Genomic DNA, 22,003 nt, shown 5'->3' with positions numbered 1-22,003 from the left:
GAGGCCGCACCATCGTCCAACAGCTCGCGCGCCGGCGCATTCGCGCCCACACGCCACCGTGGCCTCGCCCTCCCGGTCGACATCGGACGGTTATGGCGCTGCGGCGTCGGTCGGCTGCGGTGGCGGCATCGATGCCGGCCGCGCGCATCCGTGGCGGGGACCGTCGCCGTCGAGCGTCAGCAACGCCGTCAGCGGAAACCGTGCGCCGGACATGTCGTCCTCGCAGCGCATGCGGCGGACGATGAGGACCACCTCGCCTGCGTCGTCCCGGGCCTCGATGCGCCGACCATCCGCGGTCATCGACGACGACGCGTTCGCGAACCGGCGTGCCGGCCCGTCGATGCCGGTGACCAAGACCGTGTCGCCTTCGATCCGGGCCTGCCAGAACGGCTCGTTGGTCGAGACGACGACATCCCCCTCCACGGCCGCGACCTCGGCGCGTTCGCCGACGTCTTCGGTCGCCGCCGATGGGTCGGAACGTGCGGCAGTCTCGCCGCTCGGCTGGCAGGCGGCCAGCGACACCGCGCACAGCGCGAGGGAACAGGCGAAAACACGATGTGTGCGCATGGGTTGCCTCGTCAGGGTGGCCACAGAGGGTGCAGGCCAGGATGTTCGCATCCGGTCACGACGCCATCGAGGCCCCTGCGCACCTGGCATTGACGTGGGCCGGTCCACGATGGCGGCACGTCACCGGGTGCGCCCGGCGGCGTTCGACCACGAACGAGGACTCGCCATGCGCCACGCCGCCCTGCCCGTCGCCCTGCTTGGATTGGCCCTTGCCGCCTGTTCCAACGACCGCGTCGACCAGACGCCCGCCAATCCCGCCTCGCCGCCCCCCGCCCCTGCGGCGATGGAGGCACCAACCCCCACCGGCTCGCTCGCCGCCCGCGAAGCGGAGGGCGCGCCGCCATCGACGGTCAGCTACCACTGCGACGACCGCACCTATACCGTCGCCTACGAAGACGACGGCGACACCGCGCTGATGCAGCTGGACGGCCGCACCCTAACCTTGCGCACGACGCCGGCCGCAAGCGGTGCCCGCTATGCGGACGACGACGGCAATGTGCTGTGGACCAAGGGGGCGGACGAGGCCGACATCACCGTCGACGGCCTGCCGGCGCAGACCTGTCGGACATCGGTAGAGACCGCCGGCTGACCGGGTGTCCACGCGGCCTTCACACCCGGCGCGCAGGGGAGGGGTAGCCTGCGAACGCGCCTCCCCCCCATGTCCGTCCCAGGTGTCCACACGCAAGGAGACGATCATGCGCCACGCCCCACCCCTGCTCATCGCAGTCCTGGGTTTCGCCCTCGCCGGCTGCTCGCCTGCACAGGCGCCAGCCGACGACACCGTGCCGCCGCCTTCAACCGATGCGTCCTCCGCTGCGATGACGCCGCCGGATCCCGAAACGCCGTCGACCGATGCTGCACCCATCGCACGCGTGGTGCATTACGACTGCGAGGGCACGCAGGTCGATGCGACCTTCGACGGCCGCGGTCAGGCCAGCGTGGCCATCGACGGTGGCCACGTGGTGCTGCGCACCGAGAGCGACCCGGCGATGCAAGGCGCCCGTTACGCCGACGATCAAGGCACGGTGCTGTGGACCCGCGGCGCGAACGACGCGATCCTGCTGCGCAGCGGCCATCCCGACCGGGTGTGCACCGGGACACCGGGCACGCCCTGATCCCCGCGCCTCCCGGCAGACGGTGTTGAGCTGCGGATCACGCCACGTGCGTGCCATTGCCCCGCATGCGACTGGCATGCGGGGCGACCGCATTCAATCGAGTCCGTTGCGTGCCGCGTCTTGCGCTGCGCACGCGGCGAACGCAGTCGCCAACAGCGTCAGCAACGCCCGGCCGGGCCGCCTCATGGGTCGGGTGTCGCGTGCATCGCGACATTGAGCTGGTCGATGACCACGATCCAGTCGGCATCCTCGAGGCGCTCCTCGCGCAGCAACTGCGCCTGCGCGGGCGTCCAGAACGGCGCTTCCTCCAGCCGCATGTCGTCGGGCAAAGGCGCATGGCGGGCGATGAAGGCGCGGATCGACGCTTCGTCATCGGGCAGCCCGAGCTGGGCGAAGAGTTCGGAGAAAGGGTGCACAGTCGGTTCCACGGACATCCTCGGTGGGGCAAGCGGTGACGCCCACCCTAGCCGCGCCCGCGTCAACGTGGCTTGAGTATCGAACGTGCTCCACGCGATTCGGCTTGCCAAAAAGGCGCGTCGTCGACACCCCCAAAACCGGGGTCAGAGTGCAATTTCGCAAGGCGAATTGCACTCTGACCCCGGTTTCTTGCGGCGAAGGCCCGCCCGCCTTTGGGATGGACATAAAAAAACCGCCGGCAAGCCGGCGGTCGTGGCACTGCGATCGACAGCGTCGTCAACTCGTCACTTTCTTGGCGACCGTCAGGCCGAGCACGAACAGCACGACGGCGATGATGATCGCTGCCCAGAACAGGAACTTGGCAATGCCCATCGAGGCACCGGCGACGCCGGTGAACCCGAGGGCACCTGCGATCAGGCCGATGACGGCGAAAATAATGGCCCACTTGATCATGTCGTTCTCCATACGTCGGTAATTGCACGACGTGGCATTCGTCGCGTCGGCGGACCGCAGTCTGTGACCGGGGCGGTGCGGCTGGCGTGAACACACCCCGCCACGCGAAGCGGCCGCTCTGCGCCACAACGCTGTCGAGACAGCGGCGAGCCAGCCCAGGATCAACACCACCACGGTCTTCTGGGCGAGCCCACGCGGTGCGTCGCGCCAGAGCGCCAGCACCCAGATCGATGCGAAGCACAGCAAGGCCCACGGCAGCGCCCAGCGCGCAGTCGCCTGCCAGGCGACATCGCGGCGCAGGCGCAACGCCTGCAGCACCATGCCGGCGGTCGCGAACAGGAACGCGCCCTGCGCCGAGACGCCATGGATCAGGCCTTCGAGCGTGCTGTCGATGCCGGGCAGATCCATCCAGGCATAGGCGGTCGTCGCCAGCGACAGCCCGCCAAGCGCGAACAGCAACAGCGGCGCGGCGCTGCGGCAGGCACCGCTGCTCGTCTGCCGCAGTCCCCAACCCAACGCGGTCATTCCGACCGCGAGCACGACATAGGCCGCCTGCAGCAGCGGACCCCAGTCGCCGATCAGGTACAGGCTCATTTGGCTGTGCACCGGATCGAGGTCGGGGCGCAGGCCGTGCAGCGCCAGCGCGCTCGCGCAGAACGTCGCCAGGCTCGCCAGCGCCACCAGTGCGCAGGCCCCGGCACAGGTCTGGTCGAGGGGACTATCGATGACGGCAGCAGGCGGGGACATGGCAGGACGATCGCGCAGGGGGCGCCATTCTAGGCGCGCTGTGCCGGCACGCCATCGTCACGCCGCGCGACACGATGGCAGGCACGATGGGCGCCTCTGTCCGGCCGACCCGACCCGATGGCCCGCCCACGCGACGATCGCAACCGCCACGCCGCCGCCCATCTGCCCGGGCTGACGATCGACAGCTGCAACCTGGCCTTGCGCGATGCCGAAGGCGGGGGCTTCATCGGCGACCGCGCCAGCCAGCGCGCGTTCCGCGCCCTGCTCGATCATCGCCGCCGCCACCATTTCACCGGCGGCCGCGATCCGTTCGGACGCACGCCGACCGACGCGATCGGCAAGAAGGAGATCGACCTGGTGCTGGTCGGCGGCGACCCCGATGCGGCGCATCTGATCCACGCCGCGATCGAAGACCACGCCGAGCGGCTGGCCGGGGTGATCCGCTGCTTTCTCGCGCAGCCCGAATGGGACGGCGTCAAGCGCATCGTCATCGGCGGCGGCTTCCCCGGCAACCGCACCGGTGCGTTGTCGGTGCGCCGCGCCGCGCGCCTGCTCAAGCTCGCACGCGCCGGTGTCGACCTGACCCTGTTGCGCCACGACGGCGATGATGCCGGCCTGCTGGGCTGGGTGCCGCTGGCGCCTGCGAGAATCCAGCGCTACGACGCCTTCCTCGCGGTCGATATCGGCGGCACCAACATCCGTTGTGGCCTGGTCGCACCGCGCCTGGACCAACGTGAGGACGGCAGTGGCGCGCATGTGCTCGAGCGCACGCAGTGGCGGCATGCCAATGACGCGCCCGATCGCGAGACCGCGATGACCCGGACCGCCGCGATGCTCAACGGCCTGATCGCCCACGCCCGCACCCGCGACCTGCGATTGGCCCCATTCGTCGGGGTCGCCTGTCCAGGCGAAATCGCGCCCGACGGTGCCATCCTGCACGGTGCGCACAATCTGCCCGGCGACTGGGAGGCCGCTGAGTTCCGCGTCGCCGACGCCTTGCAGGCCCGCCTGGACCGGATCGGCGGCCGCGCGCCCCTGGTGCGCTTGCACAACGACGCTGTCGTCCAGGGCCTGAGCGAGCGCCCACGCATGACCGGTGTGCGCCGCTGGGGCGTGCTGACGATCGGCACCGGGCTGGGCAACGCCAGCTACACGAACCGACGTTCCTGAACCGCCCGACCCGCCGCCGACGGCCCCACAGGCGGGCGGTGTTATGCTAGGCGCCGGGCCCTTCGCCCATCCGTGCGTCACGCGCGACCGCCCTGGCCGCCGCCTCGCTTCCCCCACGTGTGACCGCCCGCTCCGGGCGACGCTCCCCAGGAAGCGTGATGACCCGCTGCGTCCCCACCCCATTCGCACCGTCCCCGATCCGCCGCCCGGTCCTGGGCCGATGACCGTATCGGACATCGACTGCGCGCGCTGCGACGCGGTCTGCTGCCGGCTGACGGTGGTGCTGCAGAGCGACGACGATGTGCCCGCCCGGTTCGTCGACGTCACCGAGGCCGGCCTGGAGGTCATGGCCCGCGACGAGGAAGGCTGGTGCGTGGCCATCGATCCGGCGCGGATGTGCTGTTCGATCTACGACACCCGACCGGAGATCTGCCGGCGTTTCGAGATGGCAGGCCCCTACTGCCGCTCGGTCCGCGACGACTACGAAGACCGCGGACGACGCGGCATTCCCCTGGCGATGTACTGAAAGGAGCGTTCGATGTCCCGTACCAAGAAGACAGCGGCCCCGGCCGCAGCGGCCACCCCGACGACGGCGTCGAGCACCGGCCATCTGTTCGCCGGCCCGCGCAAGCCCGGCGACCGCGGCGCGAGCGTGACCAGCGACCGGATCGCAGCCGACCTGGCGCGCTTTCGCGCGGCCGGCGGCCGGATCGAGGTGCTGGGCGTCACCCGCACACTGATGCGCGTCGATGCCGAAGCGCCGAAGGTTGCCGCCAACGCACCGAAGAAGGCCCGCGGCGGCTGAGGCCTGCACCCGGCCGCGATGCCGGGCGTGCGACCCTGCGGCCGATCTCGCCTTGGGAGCGGCCATGTCCCTCACCCCGCCCGTGCTGCCGCTCGACCCGTCGCCATTGCGCGACCGCGTGGTCGCGATCACCGGCGGCGCGCAAGGCATCGGTCGCGCAATCGCCCAGGCCGTGCTCGGTGCCGGCGGTCGCGTGGCGATCGGCGACCTGGACCGCGACGCCGGCGCTGCCTGCCTGGCCGAGTGGGATGTCGGCGATCGGGCGTGCTTTTTCCCGCTCGATGTCGCTCGCGAGGCGTCGGTGCGCGGTTTTTTCGCCAAGGCCATCGCGCGCATGAAAGGTCTCGACGGCCTGGTCAACAATGCGGGCCCGGCCGATCCGCACGTGACGGACCTGGCACGTCTGCCGCTGTCGCAGTGGCGGCGATTCATCGACGCCCACCTCACTGGCGCCTTCCTGTGCTGCAAGTACGCCCTGCCCGCGCTGCGCGCGCGACAGGGCGCGATCGTGTCGATCGCCTCCAGCCGTGTACTCCAGTCCGAAGCCCACACCGAAGCCTATGCCGCCGCCAAGGGCGGCGTGGTCGCGTTCACCCATGCCTTGGCGATCAGCGAAGGGCCACGGGTCCGTGTCAATGCGATCAGCCCCGGCTGGATCGCGACCGACGACTGGCAGCGGCCGGCAGCGCGCCGTCGCCCGAAGCTGTCCAAGCGTGACCACGCACAGCATCCGGTCGGGCGGGTCGGCACCCCGGAGGACGTCGCGGTGCTCGCGGTATATCTACTCTCGCCCGCATCGGGCTTCGTGACCGGGCAGCACGTCGTCGTCGACGGCGGCATGGTCCGCAAGATGCAGTACGCCTGAGCGACGACGCAGGCGTCACGCGACGTGCCCGCGGCTGAACCAAGACGCCCCCAGACGCCGAATTTCATGTGCGGTTGCCCGGTGCACTGCAAGCATCGCGGCATCACCCCCGTGGAGATCGTCATGAACACGTTGCGCACACTTGCCTGTCTCGGCCTGTTTTCGCTGGCTGCGGCCGGAACCGCCCACGCCCAGCATTACGGCCCGCAGGACGAAGGGCGCCGTTTCAACGACGGCAGCCGCGTGGTCTGCAAGGATGTCGAAGTCCAACGCAACAGCTCCGACCCCAATCGCATCGGTGGCACGGCCGCGGGCGCGGTCATCGGCGGCCTGATCGGCAACCAGATCGGCGGCGGCAACGGCCGCAAGCTTGCGACTGTCGGCGGTGCCGTGGCCGGTGGTGCGATCGGCCGCAACGTCCAGGGCAACCGCCAGGAAAGCCGCGGCGACCGCATCGTCGAGACGCGCTGCGATCGCGTGTATCGCTGAGCCTCGCCCATCCTCCAAACGAGCCGGCGTGCCTTCTGGGATGCCGGCTTTTTTGTGCCTGAAACGATCCTTTCCGTCCCCCGCGCTACCGCCGCGCGTCTCTGACGCCACACTTTCCCGGTTGCCGCATTGCGGCCCGTCTCTCTCTCAACCAGGAAAGCCCAGCATGTCCAGCAACCCGTTCCTTGAAGCCTCGCGTCGTCGCCGCAGCCAGTACAGCCTCGGGCGTACGCTGCCAATTTCACAGCAGGCGACCACCGAGCTGATCCAGGAGGCCGTGCGCCTGAGCCCGTCGTCGTTCAACTCGCAGAGCTCGCGGGCGGTGATCCTGTTCGGCGATCAGAGCCAGACCTTCTGGGACATCGTCAAGGACGCGCTGCGCGCCATCGTCCCGGCCGGCGGCTTCGCCGCCACCGAGGCGAAGATCGACAGCTTCGCCGCGGGCGCCGGCACGGTGCTGTTCTACGAGGACCAGGACGTGGTCCGCGGGTTGCAGCAGCAGTTCCCGCTCTATGCGGACAACTTCCCGGTGTGGTCCGAGCACGCGAGTGCGATGGCGCAGTTCTCGGTCTGGACCGCGCTCGCCAATGCCGGCATCGGCGCCAGCCTGCAGCATTACAACCCGCTGCCCGACACTGCCGCGGCTGCGCAGTGGTCGCTGCCGGCAAGCTGGACCTTGCGCGCGCAGATGCCGTTCGGCTCGAACGAAGCGCCGTTCGGCGACAAGGCGTTCATTGACGACGCGGTGCGGTTCCGCGTGCACGGCTGAGCACCACCGGCTTGCGGCGTCGAACGACGGCGCCGCGGCCATCGCGATGGCGGGGACCCCACCGGCTACGACCATCGTCCCAACGCCTCGCACCGCATTCCCAGGGTATCGTCGGCGGCTTTTCCGTGTTCCGGAGCCGCCCGCATGTTCCAGCGCGCCACGCGCCTATCCGTTCGCCTGGTCGAACGCTACCTGCCCGATGCCTACGTCTTCGTGCTGATCTTCACTGCGATCGCCGCTGTGGCCGCGCTCGCGATCGAACGCACAGCGCCCCTGGCGCTCGTGCGCCATTGGGGCAACGGCTTCTGGGAGCTGCTCGGCTTCTCGATGCAGATGCTGCTGGTGCTGGTGACCGGCTTCATCCTCGCCCGCACCCCGCCCGTCGCACGGATGCTCACTGCGCTGGCCTCGCGCTGCCGCACGCCGCGCAACGCGATCGTCGTCGTCACGCTGGTCGCGCTGGTTGCCAACTGGATCAACTGGGGCTTCGGGCTGGTGATCGGCGCACTGTTCGCACGCGAGGTCGCCCGCCATGTGCGCGTGGACTACCGGCTGCTGGTCGCCAGTGCCTACTCCGGCTTTCTCGTCTGGCATGGCGGGCTATCGGGGTCGATCCCGTTGACCATCGCGACCGAGGGCCACTTCCTGCAGGAGACGATGGGGCTGATCCCGACCAGCGAAACGATCTTTGCCCCGTTCAACCTGATGATCGTCGCGCTGCTGGCGATCGCGGTGCCGCTGATCAACCGCGCGATGACGCCCAGCGACCACGACGCGGTGCTCTTCTCGCCGCCCGACGACCCCGCGCCGCCCGCACTGGCACACGACGCCACGCCGGCCGTGCGTCTCGAGCACGGCTGGCTCCTGTCGCTGGCGATCGGTGCCGCGGGCCTGGTCTACCTGGTCGACCATTTCGCCACCGGTGGCGGCCTCAATCTCAACATCGTCAACTACGGCTTCCTGATGCTGGGCATCGTGCTGCATCGCACGCCCGCCCGATTGCTCGCCGCGCTGCAGGAAGCGATCAAGGGCGGTGCCGGCATCGTGGTGCAGTTCCCGTTTTACGCCGGAATCATGGCGATCCTGGTCGGCTCGGGGCTGGCCACGACGCTGTCGGAATGGTTCGTCTCGTTCGCGAGCGCGTCGACGCTGCCGCTGTGGACGTTCCTGTCCGCCGGCCTGATCAACATGTTCGTGCCGTCCGGCGGCGGCCAGTGGGCGGTGCAGGCACCGGTGATGGTGCCCGCCGCGCAGGCACTCGACGCCGATCTTGCGCGCGTGGCGATGGCGGTCGCCTGGGGCGATGCGTGGACGAGCATGCTGCAGCCATTTTTCGCGTTGCCGCTGCTGGCGATCGCGGGACTGAAGATCAAGGACATCATGGGCTACTGCCTGATGCTGCTGTTCGCATCGGGCGTGATCATCGGCGCGGTGCTGCTGCTCGCCTAACCAAGGCCGAACACCATCGCATCGGCCTGCACCCCCACCCAACCCTCCCCCGCATGCAGGGGAGGGCTTTTCCCAGTCTCGATCGGATCGCTGTGCGCGTCAGGTGGTGCGCCACCTCCCCCGCTTGCGGGTGGAGGTCGACGCCGAAGGCGTCGGGTGGGGGCTGGGGCTTTTGGCGACCAAGGCCGAACGCCGTCGCATCGGCCTGTGCCCCCACCCAACCCTCCCCCGCACGCGGGGGAGGGCTTTTCCCAGTCTCGATTAGATCGCTGCGCGCGTCGCGTAGCGCAACACCTCCCCCGCTTGCGGGTGGAGGTCGACGCCGAAAGGCGTCGGGTGGGGGCCGGGGCTTTTTGCAGCCCAGGCCGAACGCCATTGCATCGGCCTGTGCCCCCACCCAACCCTCCCCCGCACGCGGGGGAGGCTTTTACGCGGGCTCGATCGGATCGCTGCGCGCGTCGGGCGGCGCGCCACCTCCACGCGTGCAGGGAGGGCTTCGCGGCGTCGATCGGATCACTACACGCGGGCGGGAGCGGATACGAGAAAGCCGCCGGGGATCGTCCGGCGGCTTGGGGTCCGTCACTGCGGGCGGGCGGTCACCAGATCCGCACGCGGTCCTCGGGCGCGATCCATAGTGCATCGCCCTCGCGCACGTCGAATGCGTCGTACCACGCATCGACGTTGCGCAGCGGTGCGAAGGCGCGGATGTGGCCCGGCGAGTGAGTGCCGTTGACCAGCTGCTGGCGCAGTGCATCGTCACGCCACAGCGTGCGCCACACCTGCGCCCAGCCCATGAACAGCCGCTGCTCGCCGCTGAAGCCGTCGATCTGCGGCGCCGGCTTGCCGTCCAGCGAACGACGGTAGGCCTCCAGCGCGATCGTGATACCGCCCAGGTCACCGATGTTCTCGCCCATCGCGACCTTGCCGTTGATGTGCATGCCCGGCAGCTGCGGGAAGGTGTAGGCCTCGTACTGCGCGCCGAGCTTGGCCGCCTGCGCCTCGAACTTGGCCGCATCTTCGGCCGTCCACCAGTCGCGCAGCACACCCTCGCCGTCGGACTTGCGGCCCTGGTCGTCGAAGCCGTGGATGATCTCGTGGCCGATCACGCCGCCGATCGCGCCGTAGTTGACCGCCGGATCGGCCTCGGGATCGAAGAACGGCGGCTGCAGGATCGCGGCCGGAAACACGATCTCGTTCTTGACCGAGTTGTAGTAGGCGTTGACCGTCTGCGGGGTCATGCCCCACTCGCCCTTGTCGACCTCCTTGCCCAGGCGGTTGCGGCGGTAGTCCCACTCGAACGCCATCGAGCGCTCGGCATTGCCGAACACGTCGCCAGGCTCGACCACCAGGCCGCTGTAGTCGCGCCATTCGTCGGGATGGCCGATCTTCAGCCCGAACCCGTCAAGCTTCCTGCGCGCCTCAGCCTTGGTCGCCGGGCCCATCCAGTCGAGCTGCTCGAGCCGCGCGCCCATCGCCACCTTCACGTTGGCAACCAGCGCGTCCATCTTGGCCTTGGCATCGGCCGGGAAGTACAGCGCGACGTAGTCGCGGCCGATCGCCTCGCCCATCGTGTTCTCGGCGAACGCCACGCCGCGCTTCCAGCGCTCCTGCTCCTCGGGCTGGCCGGACAGGAACTTGTTGCGGAACTCGAAGCGCGCATCGGAGAACGCCTTCGACAGCAGCGGCGCGGCATTGTCGATGGTGTGGAACGCCTGCCAGGCCTGCAGCGTGGCGACGTCGGTCTGGCCGAAGATCGCGGCCAATTTCGGAATCGCGGTGCTCTGGCGCACCACCGCACGCGGCGCCTGCGGCACACCGGCGGCGGCGAAGTACGTGGCCCACGGGAAGCCCGGCGCGGTGGTGGCGAACGCCGACAGCTCGACCGGGTTGTAGGTCTTGTCGCGGTCGCGGCTTTCGGCGCGGGTCCAGTGCGCCTCGGCGATCTTGGTCTCCAGCGCGAGGATCGCTTCGGCATTGCGCTGCGGGTTCTCCCAGCCGCCCAGTTCGAGCATCTGCGCGATGTAGGCCTGATACCGCTCGCGCTGCGGCGCGAAGGTCTCACGCAGGTACATCTCGCGATCGCCCAAACCCAGGCCCGACTGGCTCATGTACAGCGTGTAGCGGTCGGGGTCGCGCTGGTCGTCGGACACGCCCAGGCCGAAGAAGCTGCGACCGAAGTCGCCCTGGCTCTGACCCATCAGCCGGGCCAGTGCGTCCTTGTCGCCGGCGGCGCGGATCGCAGCGAGCTTGGGGGCGAGCGGCTGGGCGCCCAGCGCCTCGATCGCGGCCTGGTCCATGAAGCCGGCATAGAGCGTGGCGACCTTGGCGCGATCGGGATGCGCAGCGTCGGCCACGTCATAGCCCTCGACCAACTGACGCACGCGCGCCTCCGACAGATCGCGCAGCACCAGGAACGCACCGTAGCTCGACTTGTCGGACGGGATCTGCGTGGTCTTGGCCCAGTTGCCGCTCACGTAGCCGAAGAAGTCCTCACCCGGCCGCACCGAGGTGTCCATGCCGGCGGTGTCGATGCCCCAACTGCCCATGCGCTGCGCGGCGACCGGATCGCCCGAGGTGGAGGCGCCGCCAGCGCCGGGCTCGCTCGCGAACAACGCCTGCAGCGTGCAGGTCTCCTCGAGACAGCGGTGGTCGTGGGCAGCGGCGGTGGCCGCCATCGTCATCGCCACGGCGGTCGCCGCGGACAGCAGGGTCTTCTTCAAGCGCGATCTCCATCGAAACACGGTCGGAAAGCCGTCAACGGCGAGATACCGGGCGGCCGACTGCCAAGCATACCGGGCACGCTGCGGCCGTGCCCCGGCCATTGGTCACCCGCGCGCTCAGCCGCCCGCGAGCACGCGCACGGTCTGGGTCAGCCGGTGCGTGGCACCGGGCGCCAGCGCGACGACATCGGGCCCGGCATTGGCCGCCTCCAGACACAGGAAGCCGCGCCAGGCCTGACCGATGTCGTCCATGCGCGCCGCGGCCGTTGCACCGGGATTCCAGACCACCAGCGACCGACTGCCGGCGACGTCGAGCGCGATCCGGCGGCCCAGGCCCGGATCGTCGAGGACGTAGCGCCCGGGCGCATCGGTGTAGATGTAGTCGCTGCGACCGGGGTCGCGTGGGTCGTCGAGCGTCCAGTCCCCGGCCTGCGCATGCGCGGCATAGCCGTCGTTCTTGTCGAGATAGCTCAGGCCGTCGAGGCCGCGGACGCGGACCTGGGCGACGTCGGAGACACGGAAGTAGGTGTGCAGCGCCTGAGTGATCGCGACCGGACGCACACCGGTGTTGGTGGTCGCCAGCGTCTGCTCCAGCGCTTGGCCGATGCGCAACGTCATCCGCAGTTGCAGGCCCAGCTCCGGGAAATCGGGCGGTGCCAGTTCGATGGCGACGCTGCCGTCGTCGGCACGCGAGGCCGCGAGCACCTGCCAGCGCACGGTGCGCACGAAGCCATGCGCCGGCACCTCGCCGGTCTGCCCCTGCCGGCCGAAGTATGGCCAGACCACCGGCGTGCCGCCGCGGATCGCATCCGGCGGCGGCTTGGCCGACGGCGACAGCCACAACGCGTCCTCCTGCCCGGCCGGCACATACGACAGCAGATGCCCGCCGTGCAGCGCGATCGCCGCCGTTGCCAGCGGGGTCTCCACCAACAGTGCCTCGATGCCGGCATGCCGCCCCAGCCGCAGGCCCTCGACCTCGGGCAATGCGGGCGGCGCGGTCGCCGTCGCCGCAGCGGCGAGTGCGGCTGGATAGCCGCTGGGCACGGCGAACGCGGTCTCGGAGATGGACGGTGTCGTCGGCAAGGCGGTCTCCTGCGCCGGACGCGGGTCGCGCGACGCACTGCCGCCGGCGCATCCGGCGAGCAGTCCGCAACACAGAACGAGTAAGCGAATCGGCATTGGGGCAACGGGTGAACGTCGGATCGCCCAGCTTAGCTGGCTGCGTGCCGGACGTGCAGCGCGCCGCACGACTGCGCGCGGCGCACCGGCCCTGAAACGTGCGCATCTGCGCATCTGTGTGCTGCCGCGCAACATGCTCGCCCCAGGCACAACCGCGATTTCACCCGGCGCAGACGCCAATCCGTGATCTCGTTCGCGGAACGCGACATCGCGGGCCGAGATGGCTGACAGCGCTGTCAAGTGCACGCAGGCTCGAAGCCGGCCGTCCCCCGCCGCGCCGCTTCCCTTTCGAATGCAAGGAGTCCGTCATGGATTGCGTACGCCTGTTCGCCCTGCCGCTCGTCGCCTGCCTCGGCGCGGCCGCCACATTCGCCCCCGCCGCACATGCCCAGGCGCCTGTCTGGCAGGAGAACTTCGACGGCCCATCGATCGACGGCAACACCTGGACCTACGACGTGGGCACGGGGTGCCAGATCGGCCTGTGTGGCTGGGGCAATGCCGAGATGCAGTACTACACCAGCCGCCCGGAGAACGCGCGCATCGAGAACGGTCGTCTGATCATCGAGGCGCGCCGCGAGAACTTCGATGGCAGCCCGTTCACGTCCGCGCGACTGAAGACCGAGGGACGCGTGCAGTTCAAGTACGGCACGCTCGAGGCACGGATCAAGATCCCCGAGGCCGGCAATGGCGTGTGGCCGGCCTACTGGATGCTCGGCGCGGTCGGCGTGTGGCCGGCGCGCGGCGAGATCGACATGATGGAGGCAGGCTCCGCCCAGGCCATCGCCGACGGCATGGCCAATCGCCGGATCGGCGCCGCCGTGCACTGGGACTACAACGGCTCGTACGCCTCGCACGCCACGGTGTACGACAGCCCGGTCGCCCTGCATCAGGACTTCCATATCTACAAGCTGACCTGGGACCCGAACTTCATCCGTGTCTCGATCGACGGCCAGCAGTACTTCGAATTCGACATCTCCGATGTCGAAGGGCCGCAGGTGCACGAGTTCCACGCCCCGCACTTCCTGCTGCTCAACATCGCCGTCGGCGGCACCTACACCGGTGTGCACACTCCACAGGATGTCACCGCGCCGCTGCCCGGCCGCATGGAAGTCGACTGGATCCGGCTCTACCAGGACCATCCCGACAGCGAGTTGTACCTGGGCAGCAACAACGCGACGCCGGCCGGCCAGTTCGGCGTGTACACCGAGCGCAGCGGCCTGGCCGGCGCTCTGGACTTCGGCAGCAACACCGACCTGTTCCTGTGGAACAACCTGACCCCGATCGCCGCTGCGCCGTTCGAGGGCAACGAGCTGATGGCCTTCCGCGCCAATCCCGGCAACTGGTTCGGATTGGGCATCATCACCGACGTGCGCAACATGGGCGCCTACGCCGGCGGCAGTCTGAAGTTCCGCATGCGCACCGCCAGCCAGGCACCGTTCCGCGTCGGTATCAACACCTCGTTCGGCGACAGCTGGATCCCCTTCGCGCCGGGCGGCCAGCAGTACGGCCTGGTCCGCGACGGCGCCTGGCACGAAGTCAGCATTCCGTTCTCGGCGTTCCATGACCTCGACCTGCACGCGGTCAAGCAGTTCTTCATGCTCGCCGGCGATGCGCCCGGCCAGCCGGTCGACCTGTTCATCGACGACGTCTACTACCAGAGCCCGTGATTGCAAACGCGCGCACCGTCCCCGGGCGGTGCGCGCGATGCCCTAGAACACCGACAGTCCGGTCATCCGCGTGAAGCGGTGCAGCGCGTATGCGCCGAGCAGCGAATTGCCCTTGTCGTCGAGCGGCGGCGACCAGACGCACAGACTGAGCACATTGGGCACCACTGCGACGATGCCGCCGCCGACGCCGCTCTTGGCCGGCAGGCCGACGTGGAAGGCGAACTCGCCCGCAGCGTCGTAGGTGCCGCAGGTCATCATCACCGCATTGATGCGCGTGCTGCGCTCGACGCTGGTCACGCGCGTGCCGGTGCCCGGACACACGCCGCGGCCGGCCAGGTAGCGCACGCTGCGCGCCAGATCCACACAGTTCATGCGCAGCGCGCACTGGAAGAAGTACAGGTCGAGCACGGCGTCGACCTCGTTGTCGATGTTGCCGAAGCTGCGGATGAAATTCGCCAGTGCGATGTTGCGATAGCCGCTGCGCCGCTCCGAGGTCCAGATCTCCTCGTCGCGGCCGACCTCGGCGTTGCCCGAACGCTCGCGCATGAACGCCAGCAGCGCCGCCTCCGGATCGTCGTAGTGCGACAGCAGCACATCGGCCACGACCAGCGCGCCGGCGTTGATGAAGGGATTGCGCGGGATCCCGCACTCGTGTTCGAGCTGCACCAGCGAGTTGAACGGATCCCCCGAGGGCTCGCGTCCGACCCGCTTCCACAGCGCATCGCCCGCCGCGTCGAGGCCGAGCGTGAGTGTATGCACCTTGGAGATGCTCTGGATCGAGAACGGGACCTGGGCATCGCCGACGCTGTAGACATCGCCATCGAGCGTGGCGACCGCCATGCCGAAGCGCTCGCGTGGCACCGAGGCCAGCGCCGGGATGTAATCGGCGACCTTGCCCTCACGCGCATCGAAGCGCGCGCGCACCTCCGCATCGATCGTCGCCAGAATGCCGGGGATGTCGTGACCCGAGAGGTCGTGCGGGTTCTGCGGCGGACTATGCATCGGTGGGCTCGTGGTGGCGGACAGGCAGTCTGCGCATGGAGGCGTCAAGCGCGGGTCGCCGCGCTTCAGGGCACGCGCGCTTGATGCCGCAGCCGGCACACTGCAGGCCTCACCGCTTGGAGACGCCGCACGATGGGCATGCTGATCGAAGGCCGCTGGCATCGCGACGACGACGGACTGGTCGATGGCGATGGACGCCTGGCCCGGCCGCAGACGCAGTTCCGCAACTGGATCACCGTCGACGGCCGCGCCGGTCCCACTGGCGAAGGCGGGTTCGCCGCGCAGCCTGGCCGCTACCACCTCTACGTGGCACGCGCCTGCCCTTGGGCGCACCGCACGACCCTGTTCCGCGAACTCAAGGGCCTGCAGGGCATGATTGGGCTGTCGGTCACCCACTGGCTGATGGCCGACGACGGCTGGACCTTCGCGCAGGGGCCGGGTGTCGTGCCCGACCGGGTCAACGGCGTGGACACGGTGTGGCAGCTCTACACCGCCGCCGACCCGCGCTACACCGGGCGGGTCAGCGTGCCGGTGCTGTGGGACACCCAGCGCGCCACGATCGTCAGCAACGAGTCGGCCGACATCATCCGCATGTTCAACAGCGCCTTCGACGAGGTCGGCGCGGCCGAGGGCGACTACTACCCGCCCGACCTGCGCGAGGAGATCGACGCGGTCAATGCGCGCATCTACGACGGGCTCAACAACGGTGTCTACAAGGCGGGCTTCGCAACTCAACAGGCGGCCTACGACGAGGCCGTCGAGGCGGTGTTCGCGACCCTCGACTGGCTGGAGTTGCGGCTGTCGGGCGAGCCGTTCCTGTGCGGCCACACGCTAACCGAGGCCGACTGGCGGCTGTTCACCACGCTGCTGCGCTTCGACGCGGTCTACCACGGCCACTTCAAGTGCAACCTGCGGCGGCTGATCGACTACCCCGCCCTGCTCGCCTACACCCAACGACTGTACCGCCACCCGGCGGTCGCACCGACGGTCGACTTCGACCACATCAAGCGGCACTACTACCAGAGCCACCGGCAGATCAATCCGACCGGCATCGTGCCCGCCGGGCCGGTGCCGCCGTTCGGACGCTAGCGCCGCGGACGCGTCGCGGCTACAGCGGCGGCGGCACGCAGCCGATCGCCGACAGCGGTCCATGCAAGGCTGGCACCTGCATCAACCACGGGCCAGCCAGCGTCAGCAGGCCGGCCGCCAGTACCAGTGACGCCGCCAGCGCGCGCAGCCGCGGGCGCTGCAGCCACCGGCCCACGCGCTGGCCCGACCAGGTCAGTGGCAGCATCACCGGCAGGGTGCCCAGGCCGAAGGCGGCCATTGTCAGCGCGCCGCCCGGCACGCTGGCCTGCATCCAGGCCACCGTCAGCAGGCTCAGGCTGAGCCCGCAGGGCAACCAGCCCCACAGCATGCCCAACGCGATCCGGCGCGGCGCCGTCTCGGCCGGCAACAGGCGCCGCTGCAGCGGCTGCAACCAGGTCCACAGGCGTGCGCCAGGCCGGCGCAGCAGGTCGAAGCCGCCGCGGCCGAACAGCCGCAGCGCCACCAGCACCAGCGCCGCGCCCAGCAACATGCGCAGCCCGAAGCCGATCCACGGGTTGCCGAACACGCCGACCAGACCGTGGCCGAAGCCACCGACGATCGCCCCGGCCAGCACATAGCCGCCCACACGGCCCAGGTTGACCTGCAGCGCATGCGGCCAGCCGCCGGCCGGCGACGCGGCCGAGAAGCCGGTCGCGATGCCGCCGCACATCGCCGCGCAGTGCAGACCGCCGAGCAGGCCGCTGGTCAGCGCGGCCAGCACCACCAGCCAGTCAATCGGCACGCGGCCGATCCTGCGGCGACGCCGCCGGCGGCGCAGGCGTGGGCCGCGCGTCCCGAAGGTGCCCGCCCTCGTCGCGGCCGTCGTCGTCGACCAGGATGTCGAGCGCCGGGGTGTCCATGTCGTCGAACTGGCCGCGCCTGACCGCCCAGACGAAGGCGGCGATCGCGATGCCGAGCAGCACCAGGCTGATCGGGACCAACAGCAGCAGACTTCTCATCTCGGTTCTCCGGTCGCCGGCACCCGCGTCAGGCGCAGCGCATTGGCGGTGACGAGCAGCGACGACAATGCCATGCCCAGCGCCGCCAGCCACGGTGTCACCAGCCCGGCCGCCGCCACCGGAATCGCCAGCAGGTTGTAAGCCAGTGCCCAGCCCAGGTTCTGCCGGATGACCCGCCTGGCGCGCCGTGCCACGGCGATCGTCGCCGGGATGCGGCGCAGGGTCGGCCCGGTGGTGACCAGGTCGGCGGCGCGCTGGGCCAAGGACGCGCCCTCGCCCATCGCGATCGAGACGTCGGCGCCGGCCAGCACCGGCGCATCGTTGAGGCCGTCGCCGATCATTGCCACGGTGCGGCCCTCGGCCTGCAGCGCCCGGACCCGCGCCAGCTTGTCCTCCGGCGTCTGGCGCGCATGCGCGTCGTCGATGCCCAGCCGCGCGGCCAGCGCGGTGACCGGTGCCTGCGCATCGCCACTGGCCAGATGCAGCGCCAGACCCAGTTCGCGCAGGCCCTGCAACGCGGCAGCCGCGTCCTCGCGCACGTGTTCGCGCAGCGTGAACCTGGCCATCGCGCGGTGGCCGTCGCCGAGCCATAGCGCGCCATCGTCTGCGCGTCCTGCAGCGAACGCCGCCTGGCCCAACCGCCAGCGCACGCCCTCGACGCTCCCCTCCACGCCCTGCCCCGGCACCACCACCATGGCGTCGGCGGCGGCATCGGCAGCAACGTGCGCGAAGGCCCGGGCAATCGGATGATTGGCGTCACGTTCGAGCGCAGCCGCGATCCGCAGTGCATGCGCCGGATCGAAGCCGTCGAAGCCGGTCGCCTCGTCGAGCTCGGGGCGCGTGTCGGTCAATGTGCCGGTCTTGTCGAAGACCATATCGGTGGCGCTGGCCAGCGTCTCCAGCGCATCGGCCCGGGTCGCCAGCACTCCGAGCCGGGCCAGTGCGCCGTGCGCCGTGGCCAGCGCCGTGGGCACCGCCAGCGACAGCGCACAGGGGCAGCTGACCACCAGCAGCGCCAGCGTGACCTCGAACGCGCGCGCCGGATCATGGATGCGCCAGCCCACGTACACCGCCAGCGCGGTCAGCAGCAGACCGGCGACGAAGCGGCTGCCGATGCCATCGGCCAGACGCGCCAGACGCGGCCGGTGCGACTGCGCCTGTTCGACGAGTCGGGTCAGCTGCGACAGCCGCGTATCGGTGCCGATACAGGTCACGCGTACCCGCACCGGCCACTCGCGGCAGACCGTACCGGCGTACAGCGGCTCGCCGGCGACGCGGCGCACCGGCGCCGACTCGCCGGTCAGCAGCGATTCCTCGAACACCGCCTCGCCATCGAGCAGCACGCCATCGGCGGGCAGGACATCGCCGGCCGCGACACAGACGACGTCGCCGGCAACGAGCTCGGCAGCCGGCACCGACTCGCGTGCGCCGTCGGCGCGCTCGCGCACCGCCAGCGACGGCCGCGCGCGCGCCAGCGCATCGACCTGGGCGGTGGCGACGTTGCGCGCGCGTTGCTCGAGCATGCGCGCGGCCAGCAGCAGGAACACGAACATCACCGCCGCGTCGTACCAGACGTGGGTACCGCCGCGGATCGTCTCCCACAGGCTGGCCAGGTAGGCCAGCAGGGTCGAGGTCGCGATCAGCGTGTCCATGCCGACATGACGTTGGCGCAGTTCGCGCGCCATGCCCGCCAGGAACGGCCAGCCGGCGTAGAACACCACCGGGGTCGACACCAGGAAGGTGATCCAGCGGAAGAAGTCGCGCGTGGCGTGCGGCATCTGCTGGTCGAAATCCAGATACAGCGCCTCGGCGAACATCATCGCCTGCAGCGTGCCCAGCCCGGCGATGCCCAGGCGCAGCAGCCAGCGCCGGCGCTCGCGCACCCGGGCGCGCTCGCGCGCCTCGCCGCCGGCCAGGTACGGGCGATACCCGAGCGCGGCCAGCCGCTGCAGCACCTTCGACAGCGCGGTGCGCGCCGGGTCCCAGGCGATGCGGATGCGGCCGGTCACTGCGTTGGCGGTGACATCGAGCACGCCATTCTCGCGGCGCAATGCGCGGTCGATCAGCCAGGCGCATGCGGCGCAGCGCATGCCGTCGGTCAGCAGCGTGAGTGCACGGCCGCCGGGCACCGGGTTGGCGTGCTCGCGCAGCAGGTCCTCGCGATCCCAGATGCCGAAGTCGATCGCCTCGTTGCCGACCGGTGCCGGCATCGCACTGCGCAGGCGGTAGTAATCGCCAAGATCGGCGTGGCGGATCCATTGCGCGGCGGCCGCGCAGCCGTCGCAACAGAACGCCTGCGTGGCGCCGTCGATCGGCGCCTGCACCGCATGCGCGGTCAGCGGCTCGCCACAGTGGAAGCAGCCCGCAGGTGCGGGTTGCGCAGCGGCGTTCACGTCTGCATCAGGGCTGCAGCGACGGCGCCAGGCGGGCGGCGTGCTGCTGCTTGGGCAGGCGGCCTTGCAGGCGCCAGCTGCCGTCGGCCGGTGCCAGCTGCACGATCCAGTCGTGGCCGTCGTCGATCGGCGTGGTCGAGCGCCACCCGGTGTCCGTCGGTGCCAGCTCCAGCGTCAGGTCGTCCTGCGACTGGGTCGGATGCTGCAGGCGCAATCGCAAGCTCGCCTCGCGCGGGAACTCGCCGGTCGCCGGGATCGCCTCGACCATCGTCTCGTCGATCCGCACGATCGCACTGAGCCCCAGCTGCTGCGCTTTCGCGTCCGGACCGAGATCGGTGGTCTGGATCTGCGAAACGCGGCGGACCTCATCGTTGACGACATCGGCGCCGCCCGAACGGGTGGCGATGACCACCAGCCCCACGCCGGCGACGATGGAGGCCAGCGGCAGGCCGATGACCAGCCACATCACCGGGATCCGCCACAGCGGGCGCTTGCTGTCATTCATCACATCGGTCCAAAGAAGCTGCTGTCGACTGTCTGGCGCGTGCCGTCGCCGTCCTCGACGACGAACCGCACCTCATGGCGGCCCCGCACATCCTCAGGCGCCACCAGCACCAGCGGGAACGAGACCACCTCTTCCGCACGCACCGGCACGGCCTGGGCATTGTCGCGCAGTTCGATGCCCGGCGTCGCGGATTCGACCACGATGCGGAATTCGCGCGCCGCGTCGGACTTGTTGACCAGCTTGAGCGTGTAGGCGTTCTCGGTGCTGCCGTCGCCGGCTTCGCGGTAAAGCGCATTGCGGTCGCGCAGCACTTCGACGATCAGGTCGCTGCGGGTGCCCACGCCGACCGCCCAGGCCACGCACAGCGCGACCAGCAGTGCGCCGTAGACGAAGATGCGCGGGCGCAGCACCTTGGTGGCCTTGCCGTCGATCGCGTTCTGCGTGGAGTAGCGGATCAGCCCACGCGGATAGCCCATCTTGTCCATGACGCTGTCGCAGGCGTCGATGCAGGCACCGCAGGCGATGCACTCGTACTGCAGCCCATTGCGGATGTCGATGCCGGTCGGACAGACCTGCACGCAGATCGTGCAGTCGATGCAGTCGCCCAGCGCCTCGGGGGCGAACTTGGGCAGCGGTTCGATCGCGCCCAGATCGCCGTCCCAGGTGATGGTGCCGCGCGCTTGCGCGTTCTGGCTGGCGGCCGACGGGTGGCGCCCGGCGCGGAACACGTAGTCGTAGGCGACCAGCTTGTCGAGCAGGCCGCGGCCGCGCTCGAGCACACTGCCCAGGCCACGCTTGCGCGGACCGCGCGGTTCGCCGCGCATCGGGTCGTAGGCGATGATCAGGGTATTGCGGTCGAACATCGCGCTCTGGAAGCGCGCATAGGGACACATGTACTTGCAGACCTGCTCGCGCAGGAAGCCGGCGTTGCCCCAGGTGGCCAAGGCGTAGAACAGCACCCAGAACGTTTCCCAGCCGCCCCACGACAGTGTCGTCGCGCGCGCGCCCAGGTCGGTGATCGGGGTGAAGAAGCCGACGAAGGTGAAGCCGGTCCACAGCGCGAACACCGCCCAGATCAGGTGCTTGCCGCCCTTGCGCATTACCTTCTCACCGGTCCAGGGACCGGCGTCGAGCTTCATCCGCTTGGAGCGGTCGCCTTCGGTCCAGCGCTCCATCCACAGGAACACTTCGGTCCACACCGTCTGCGGGCAGGCGTAGCCGCAGAACAGGCGCCCGGCGAGCGCGGTGAAGAAAAACAGCGCCAGCGCCGCGATGATCAGCAGCAACGCCAGAAACAGGAAGTCCTGCGGCCAGAAGGTCAGGCCGAAGACATGGAACTTGCGCGCCGGCAGATCGAACAACACCGCCTGGCGCCCGTCCCAGCGCAGCCAGGGGAACACGTAGAACATGCCCAGCAGCCAGACCACCGCCGCCACGCGCAGCCGGTTGAGCCGGCCCGATACATCGCGCGGATAGACCTTGCGCTCGCTCTGGTAGACAGAACCGCCGTCGTCGACGACTTCGAGCGGGATCGACCCCTTCACGTCGTCGCTCCCGGCAGCGGGACGAAGGACGAGGGGAACTTGGGCTGGATGCGATTCATCTGGCTACCGATAGGGGTGCGACCGACGTGAGCGTTCGGT

At 69.8% G+C, this 22,003-nt stretch carries 21 protein-coding genes and 2 pseudogenes; 11 read left to right on the top strand and 12 right to left on the bottom strand.

All coding sequences use genetic code 11. The annotated features are described in order from the left end of the window. Nucleotides 1–90: 90 nt before the first annotated feature. A complete protein-coding gene (locus tag WAF18_RS13505) occupies nucleotides 91–522 on the bottom strand; it encodes a hypothetical protein (RefSeq protein WP_337245571.1) in 432 nt (143 codons plus the stop codon). Between the two features lie 211 nt (nucleotides 523–733). Here WAF18_RS13505 and WAF18_RS13500 point away from each other — a divergent pair, with 211 nt between their 5' ends. Together WAF18_RS13500 and WAF18_RS13495 are read left to right on the top strand one after the other, a co-directional pair. Next, a complete protein-coding gene (locus WAF18_RS13500; RefSeq protein ID WP_337245570.1) occupies nucleotides 734–1,156 on the top strand; it encodes an MliC family protein in 423 nt (140 codons plus the stop codon). A 106-nt stretch (nucleotides 1,157–1,262) separates the two neighbouring features. Then, nucleotides 1,263–1,682, top strand: a complete 420-nt coding sequence (locus WAF18_RS13495; RefSeq protein ID WP_337245569.1) for an MliC family protein — start codon at nucleotides 1,263–1,265, stop codon at nucleotides 1,680–1,682. A 182-nt stretch (nucleotides 1,683–1,864) separates the two neighbouring features. Here WAF18_RS13495 and WAF18_RS13490 read toward each other — a convergent pair whose 3' ends face one another. From WAF18_RS13490 to WAF18_RS13480, 3 genes and pseudogenes are all read right to left on the bottom strand, one after another. After that, nucleotides 1,865–2,110 (bottom strand): DUF2789 domain-containing protein, encoded by a 246-nt coding sequence (locus tag WAF18_RS13490; protein ID WP_183425476.1) that lies wholly within the window; start codon nucleotides 2,108–2,110, stop codon nucleotides 1,865–1,867. A gap of 265 nt (nucleotides 2,111–2,375) precedes the next feature. After that, entirely contained in the window at nucleotides 2,376–2,552 is a 177-nt protein-coding gene (locus tag WAF18_RS13485; protein ID WP_047135909.1) for a DUF1328 domain-containing protein, read from the bottom strand. Nucleotides 2,553–2,696: 144 nt separating this feature from the next. Next, nucleotides 2,697–3,299, bottom strand: a pseudogene (locus tag WAF18_RS13480) (DUF998 domain-containing protein); the annotation flags it as partial. Between the two features lie 117 nt (nucleotides 3,300–3,416). On the opposite strand from WAF18_RS13480, the gene WAF18_RS13475 reads away from it, so the two are divergent. The 7 genes from WAF18_RS13475 (at nucleotide 3,417) to WAF18_RS13445 (ending at nucleotide 8,846) form a co-directional block, all read left to right on the top strand. Next, complete coding sequence (locus WAF18_RS13475; protein WP_337245568.1) at nucleotides 3,417–4,469, top strand: ROK family protein; 1,053 nt, start codon at nucleotides 3,417–3,419, stop codon at nucleotides 4,467–4,469. Between the two features lie 220 nt (nucleotides 4,470–4,689). Then, a complete protein-coding gene (locus tag WAF18_RS13470) occupies nucleotides 4,690–4,995 on the top strand; it encodes a YkgJ family cysteine cluster protein (RefSeq protein ID WP_337245567.1) in 306 nt (101 codons plus the stop codon). Between the two features lie 12 nt (nucleotides 4,996–5,007). Further along, nucleotides 5,008–5,274 carry a hypothetical protein gene (locus tag WAF18_RS13465; protein ID WP_255492646.1) on the top strand — a complete coding sequence of 89 codons (267 nt, stop codon included), beginning with the start codon at nucleotides 5,008–5,010 and terminating at the stop codon, nucleotides 5,272–5,274. 64 nt (nucleotides 5,275–5,338) lie between these two features. Continuing rightward, nucleotides 5,339–6,139, top strand: coding sequence for an SDR family oxidoreductase (locus WAF18_RS13460; protein WP_337245566.1), 801 nt, complete (start codon nucleotides 5,339–5,341; stop codon nucleotides 6,137–6,139). Between the two features lie 123 nt (nucleotides 6,140–6,262). Then, nucleotides 6,263–6,628, top strand: coding sequence for a glycine zipper 2TM domain-containing protein (locus WAF18_RS13455; protein ID WP_337245565.1), 366 nt, complete (start codon nucleotides 6,263–6,265; stop codon nucleotides 6,626–6,628). 166 nt (nucleotides 6,629–6,794) lie between these two features. Then, on the top strand, nucleotides 6,795–7,397 hold the full coding sequence (locus WAF18_RS13450; protein ID WP_337245564.1) for a nitroreductase family protein: 603 nt from the start codon (nucleotides 6,795–6,797) through the stop codon (nucleotides 7,395–7,397). A gap of 144 nt (nucleotides 7,398–7,541) precedes the next feature. Next, nucleotides 7,542–8,846: a TIGR00366 family protein gene (locus WAF18_RS13445; protein WP_337245563.1), complete on the top strand. Its 1,305-nt coding sequence runs from the start codon at nucleotides 7,542–7,544 to the stop codon at nucleotides 8,844–8,846. A gap of 596 nt (nucleotides 8,847–9,442) precedes the next feature. Here WAF18_RS13445 and WAF18_RS13440 read toward each other — a convergent pair. Both WAF18_RS13440 and WAF18_RS13435 read right to left on the bottom strand, forming a co-directional pair. Beyond that, nucleotides 9,443–11,566 carry a M13-type metalloendopeptidase gene (locus tag WAF18_RS13440; protein WP_337245562.1) on the bottom strand — a complete coding sequence of 708 codons (2,124 nt, stop codon included), beginning with the start codon at nucleotides 11,564–11,566 and terminating at the stop codon, nucleotides 9,443–9,445. Between the two features lie 117 nt (nucleotides 11,567–11,683). Then, nucleotides 11,684–12,502, bottom strand: a pseudogene (locus WAF18_RS13435) (D-hexose-6-phosphate mutarotase); the annotation flags it as partial. A gap of 551 nt (nucleotides 12,503–13,053) precedes the next feature. Here WAF18_RS13435 and WAF18_RS13430 point away from each other — a divergent pair. Then, nucleotides 13,054–14,412 (top strand): glycoside hydrolase family 16 protein, encoded by a 1,359-nt coding sequence (locus WAF18_RS13430; RefSeq protein WP_337245561.1) that lies wholly within the window; start codon nucleotides 13,054–13,056, stop codon nucleotides 14,410–14,412. 42 nt (nucleotides 14,413–14,454) lie between these two features. Here the strand turns inward: WAF18_RS13430 and WAF18_RS13425 are convergent, their stop codons facing one another. Beyond that, nucleotides 14,455–15,414: a glutaminase gene (locus tag WAF18_RS13425; RefSeq protein ID WP_337245560.1), complete on the bottom strand. Its 960-nt coding sequence runs from the start codon at nucleotides 15,412–15,414 to the stop codon at nucleotides 14,455–14,457. Nucleotides 15,415–15,546: 132 nt separating this feature from the next. On the opposite strand from WAF18_RS13425, the gene WAF18_RS13420 reads away from it, so the two are divergent. Further along, nucleotides 15,547–16,503, top strand: coding sequence for a glutathione S-transferase family protein (locus tag WAF18_RS13420; protein WP_337245559.1), 957 nt, complete (start codon nucleotides 15,547–15,549; stop codon nucleotides 16,501–16,503). Between the two features lie 19 nt (nucleotides 16,504–16,522). Here the strand turns inward: WAF18_RS13420 and WAF18_RS13415 are convergent, their stop codons facing one another. From WAF18_RS13415 to WAF18_RS13395, 5 genes are read right to left on the bottom strand one after another with little or no spacing between them, the layout of a single operon-like run. Then, a complete protein-coding gene (locus tag WAF18_RS13415; RefSeq protein WP_337245558.1) occupies nucleotides 16,523–17,245 on the bottom strand; it encodes a sulfite exporter TauE/SafE family protein in 723 nt (240 codons plus the stop codon). Next, nucleotides 17,235–17,462, bottom strand: a complete 228-nt coding sequence (ccoS, locus tag WAF18_RS13410; protein ID WP_337245557.1) for a cbb3-type cytochrome oxidase assembly protein CcoS — start codon at nucleotides 17,460–17,462, stop codon at nucleotides 17,235–17,237. The genes WAF18_RS13415 and ccoS overlap by 11 nt, the downstream gene beginning before the upstream one ends. Next, nucleotides 17,459–19,855 (bottom strand): heavy metal translocating P-type ATPase, encoded by a 2,397-nt coding sequence (locus WAF18_RS13405; protein ID WP_337245556.1) that lies wholly within the window; start codon nucleotides 19,853–19,855, stop codon nucleotides 17,459–17,461. Before WAF18_RS13405 ends, ccoS begins: the two co-directional genes overlap by 4 nt. A 7-nt stretch (nucleotides 19,856–19,862) precedes the next feature. Further along, nucleotides 19,863–20,360, bottom strand: coding sequence for a FixH family protein (locus WAF18_RS13400; protein WP_337245555.1), 498 nt, complete (start codon nucleotides 20,358–20,360; stop codon nucleotides 19,863–19,865). Then, nucleotides 20,360–21,904, bottom strand: coding sequence for a 4Fe-4S dicluster domain-containing protein (locus WAF18_RS13395; RefSeq protein WP_337245554.1), 1,545 nt, complete (start codon nucleotides 21,902–21,904; stop codon nucleotides 20,360–20,362). The genes WAF18_RS13400 and WAF18_RS13395 overlap by 1 nt, the downstream gene beginning before the upstream one ends. Nucleotides 21,905–22,003: the final 99 nt, after the last annotated feature.

The sequence above is a fragment of the Luteimonas sp. gir genome (assembly GCF_037198055.1).
Lineage (GTDB): Bacteria > Pseudomonadota > Gammaproteobacteria > Xanthomonadales > Xanthomonadaceae > Luteimonas > Luteimonas citri_A.
The sequence above is the reverse complement of the archived record's forward strand: the minus strand, read 5'-3'. Positions and strand labels throughout refer to the sequence as shown.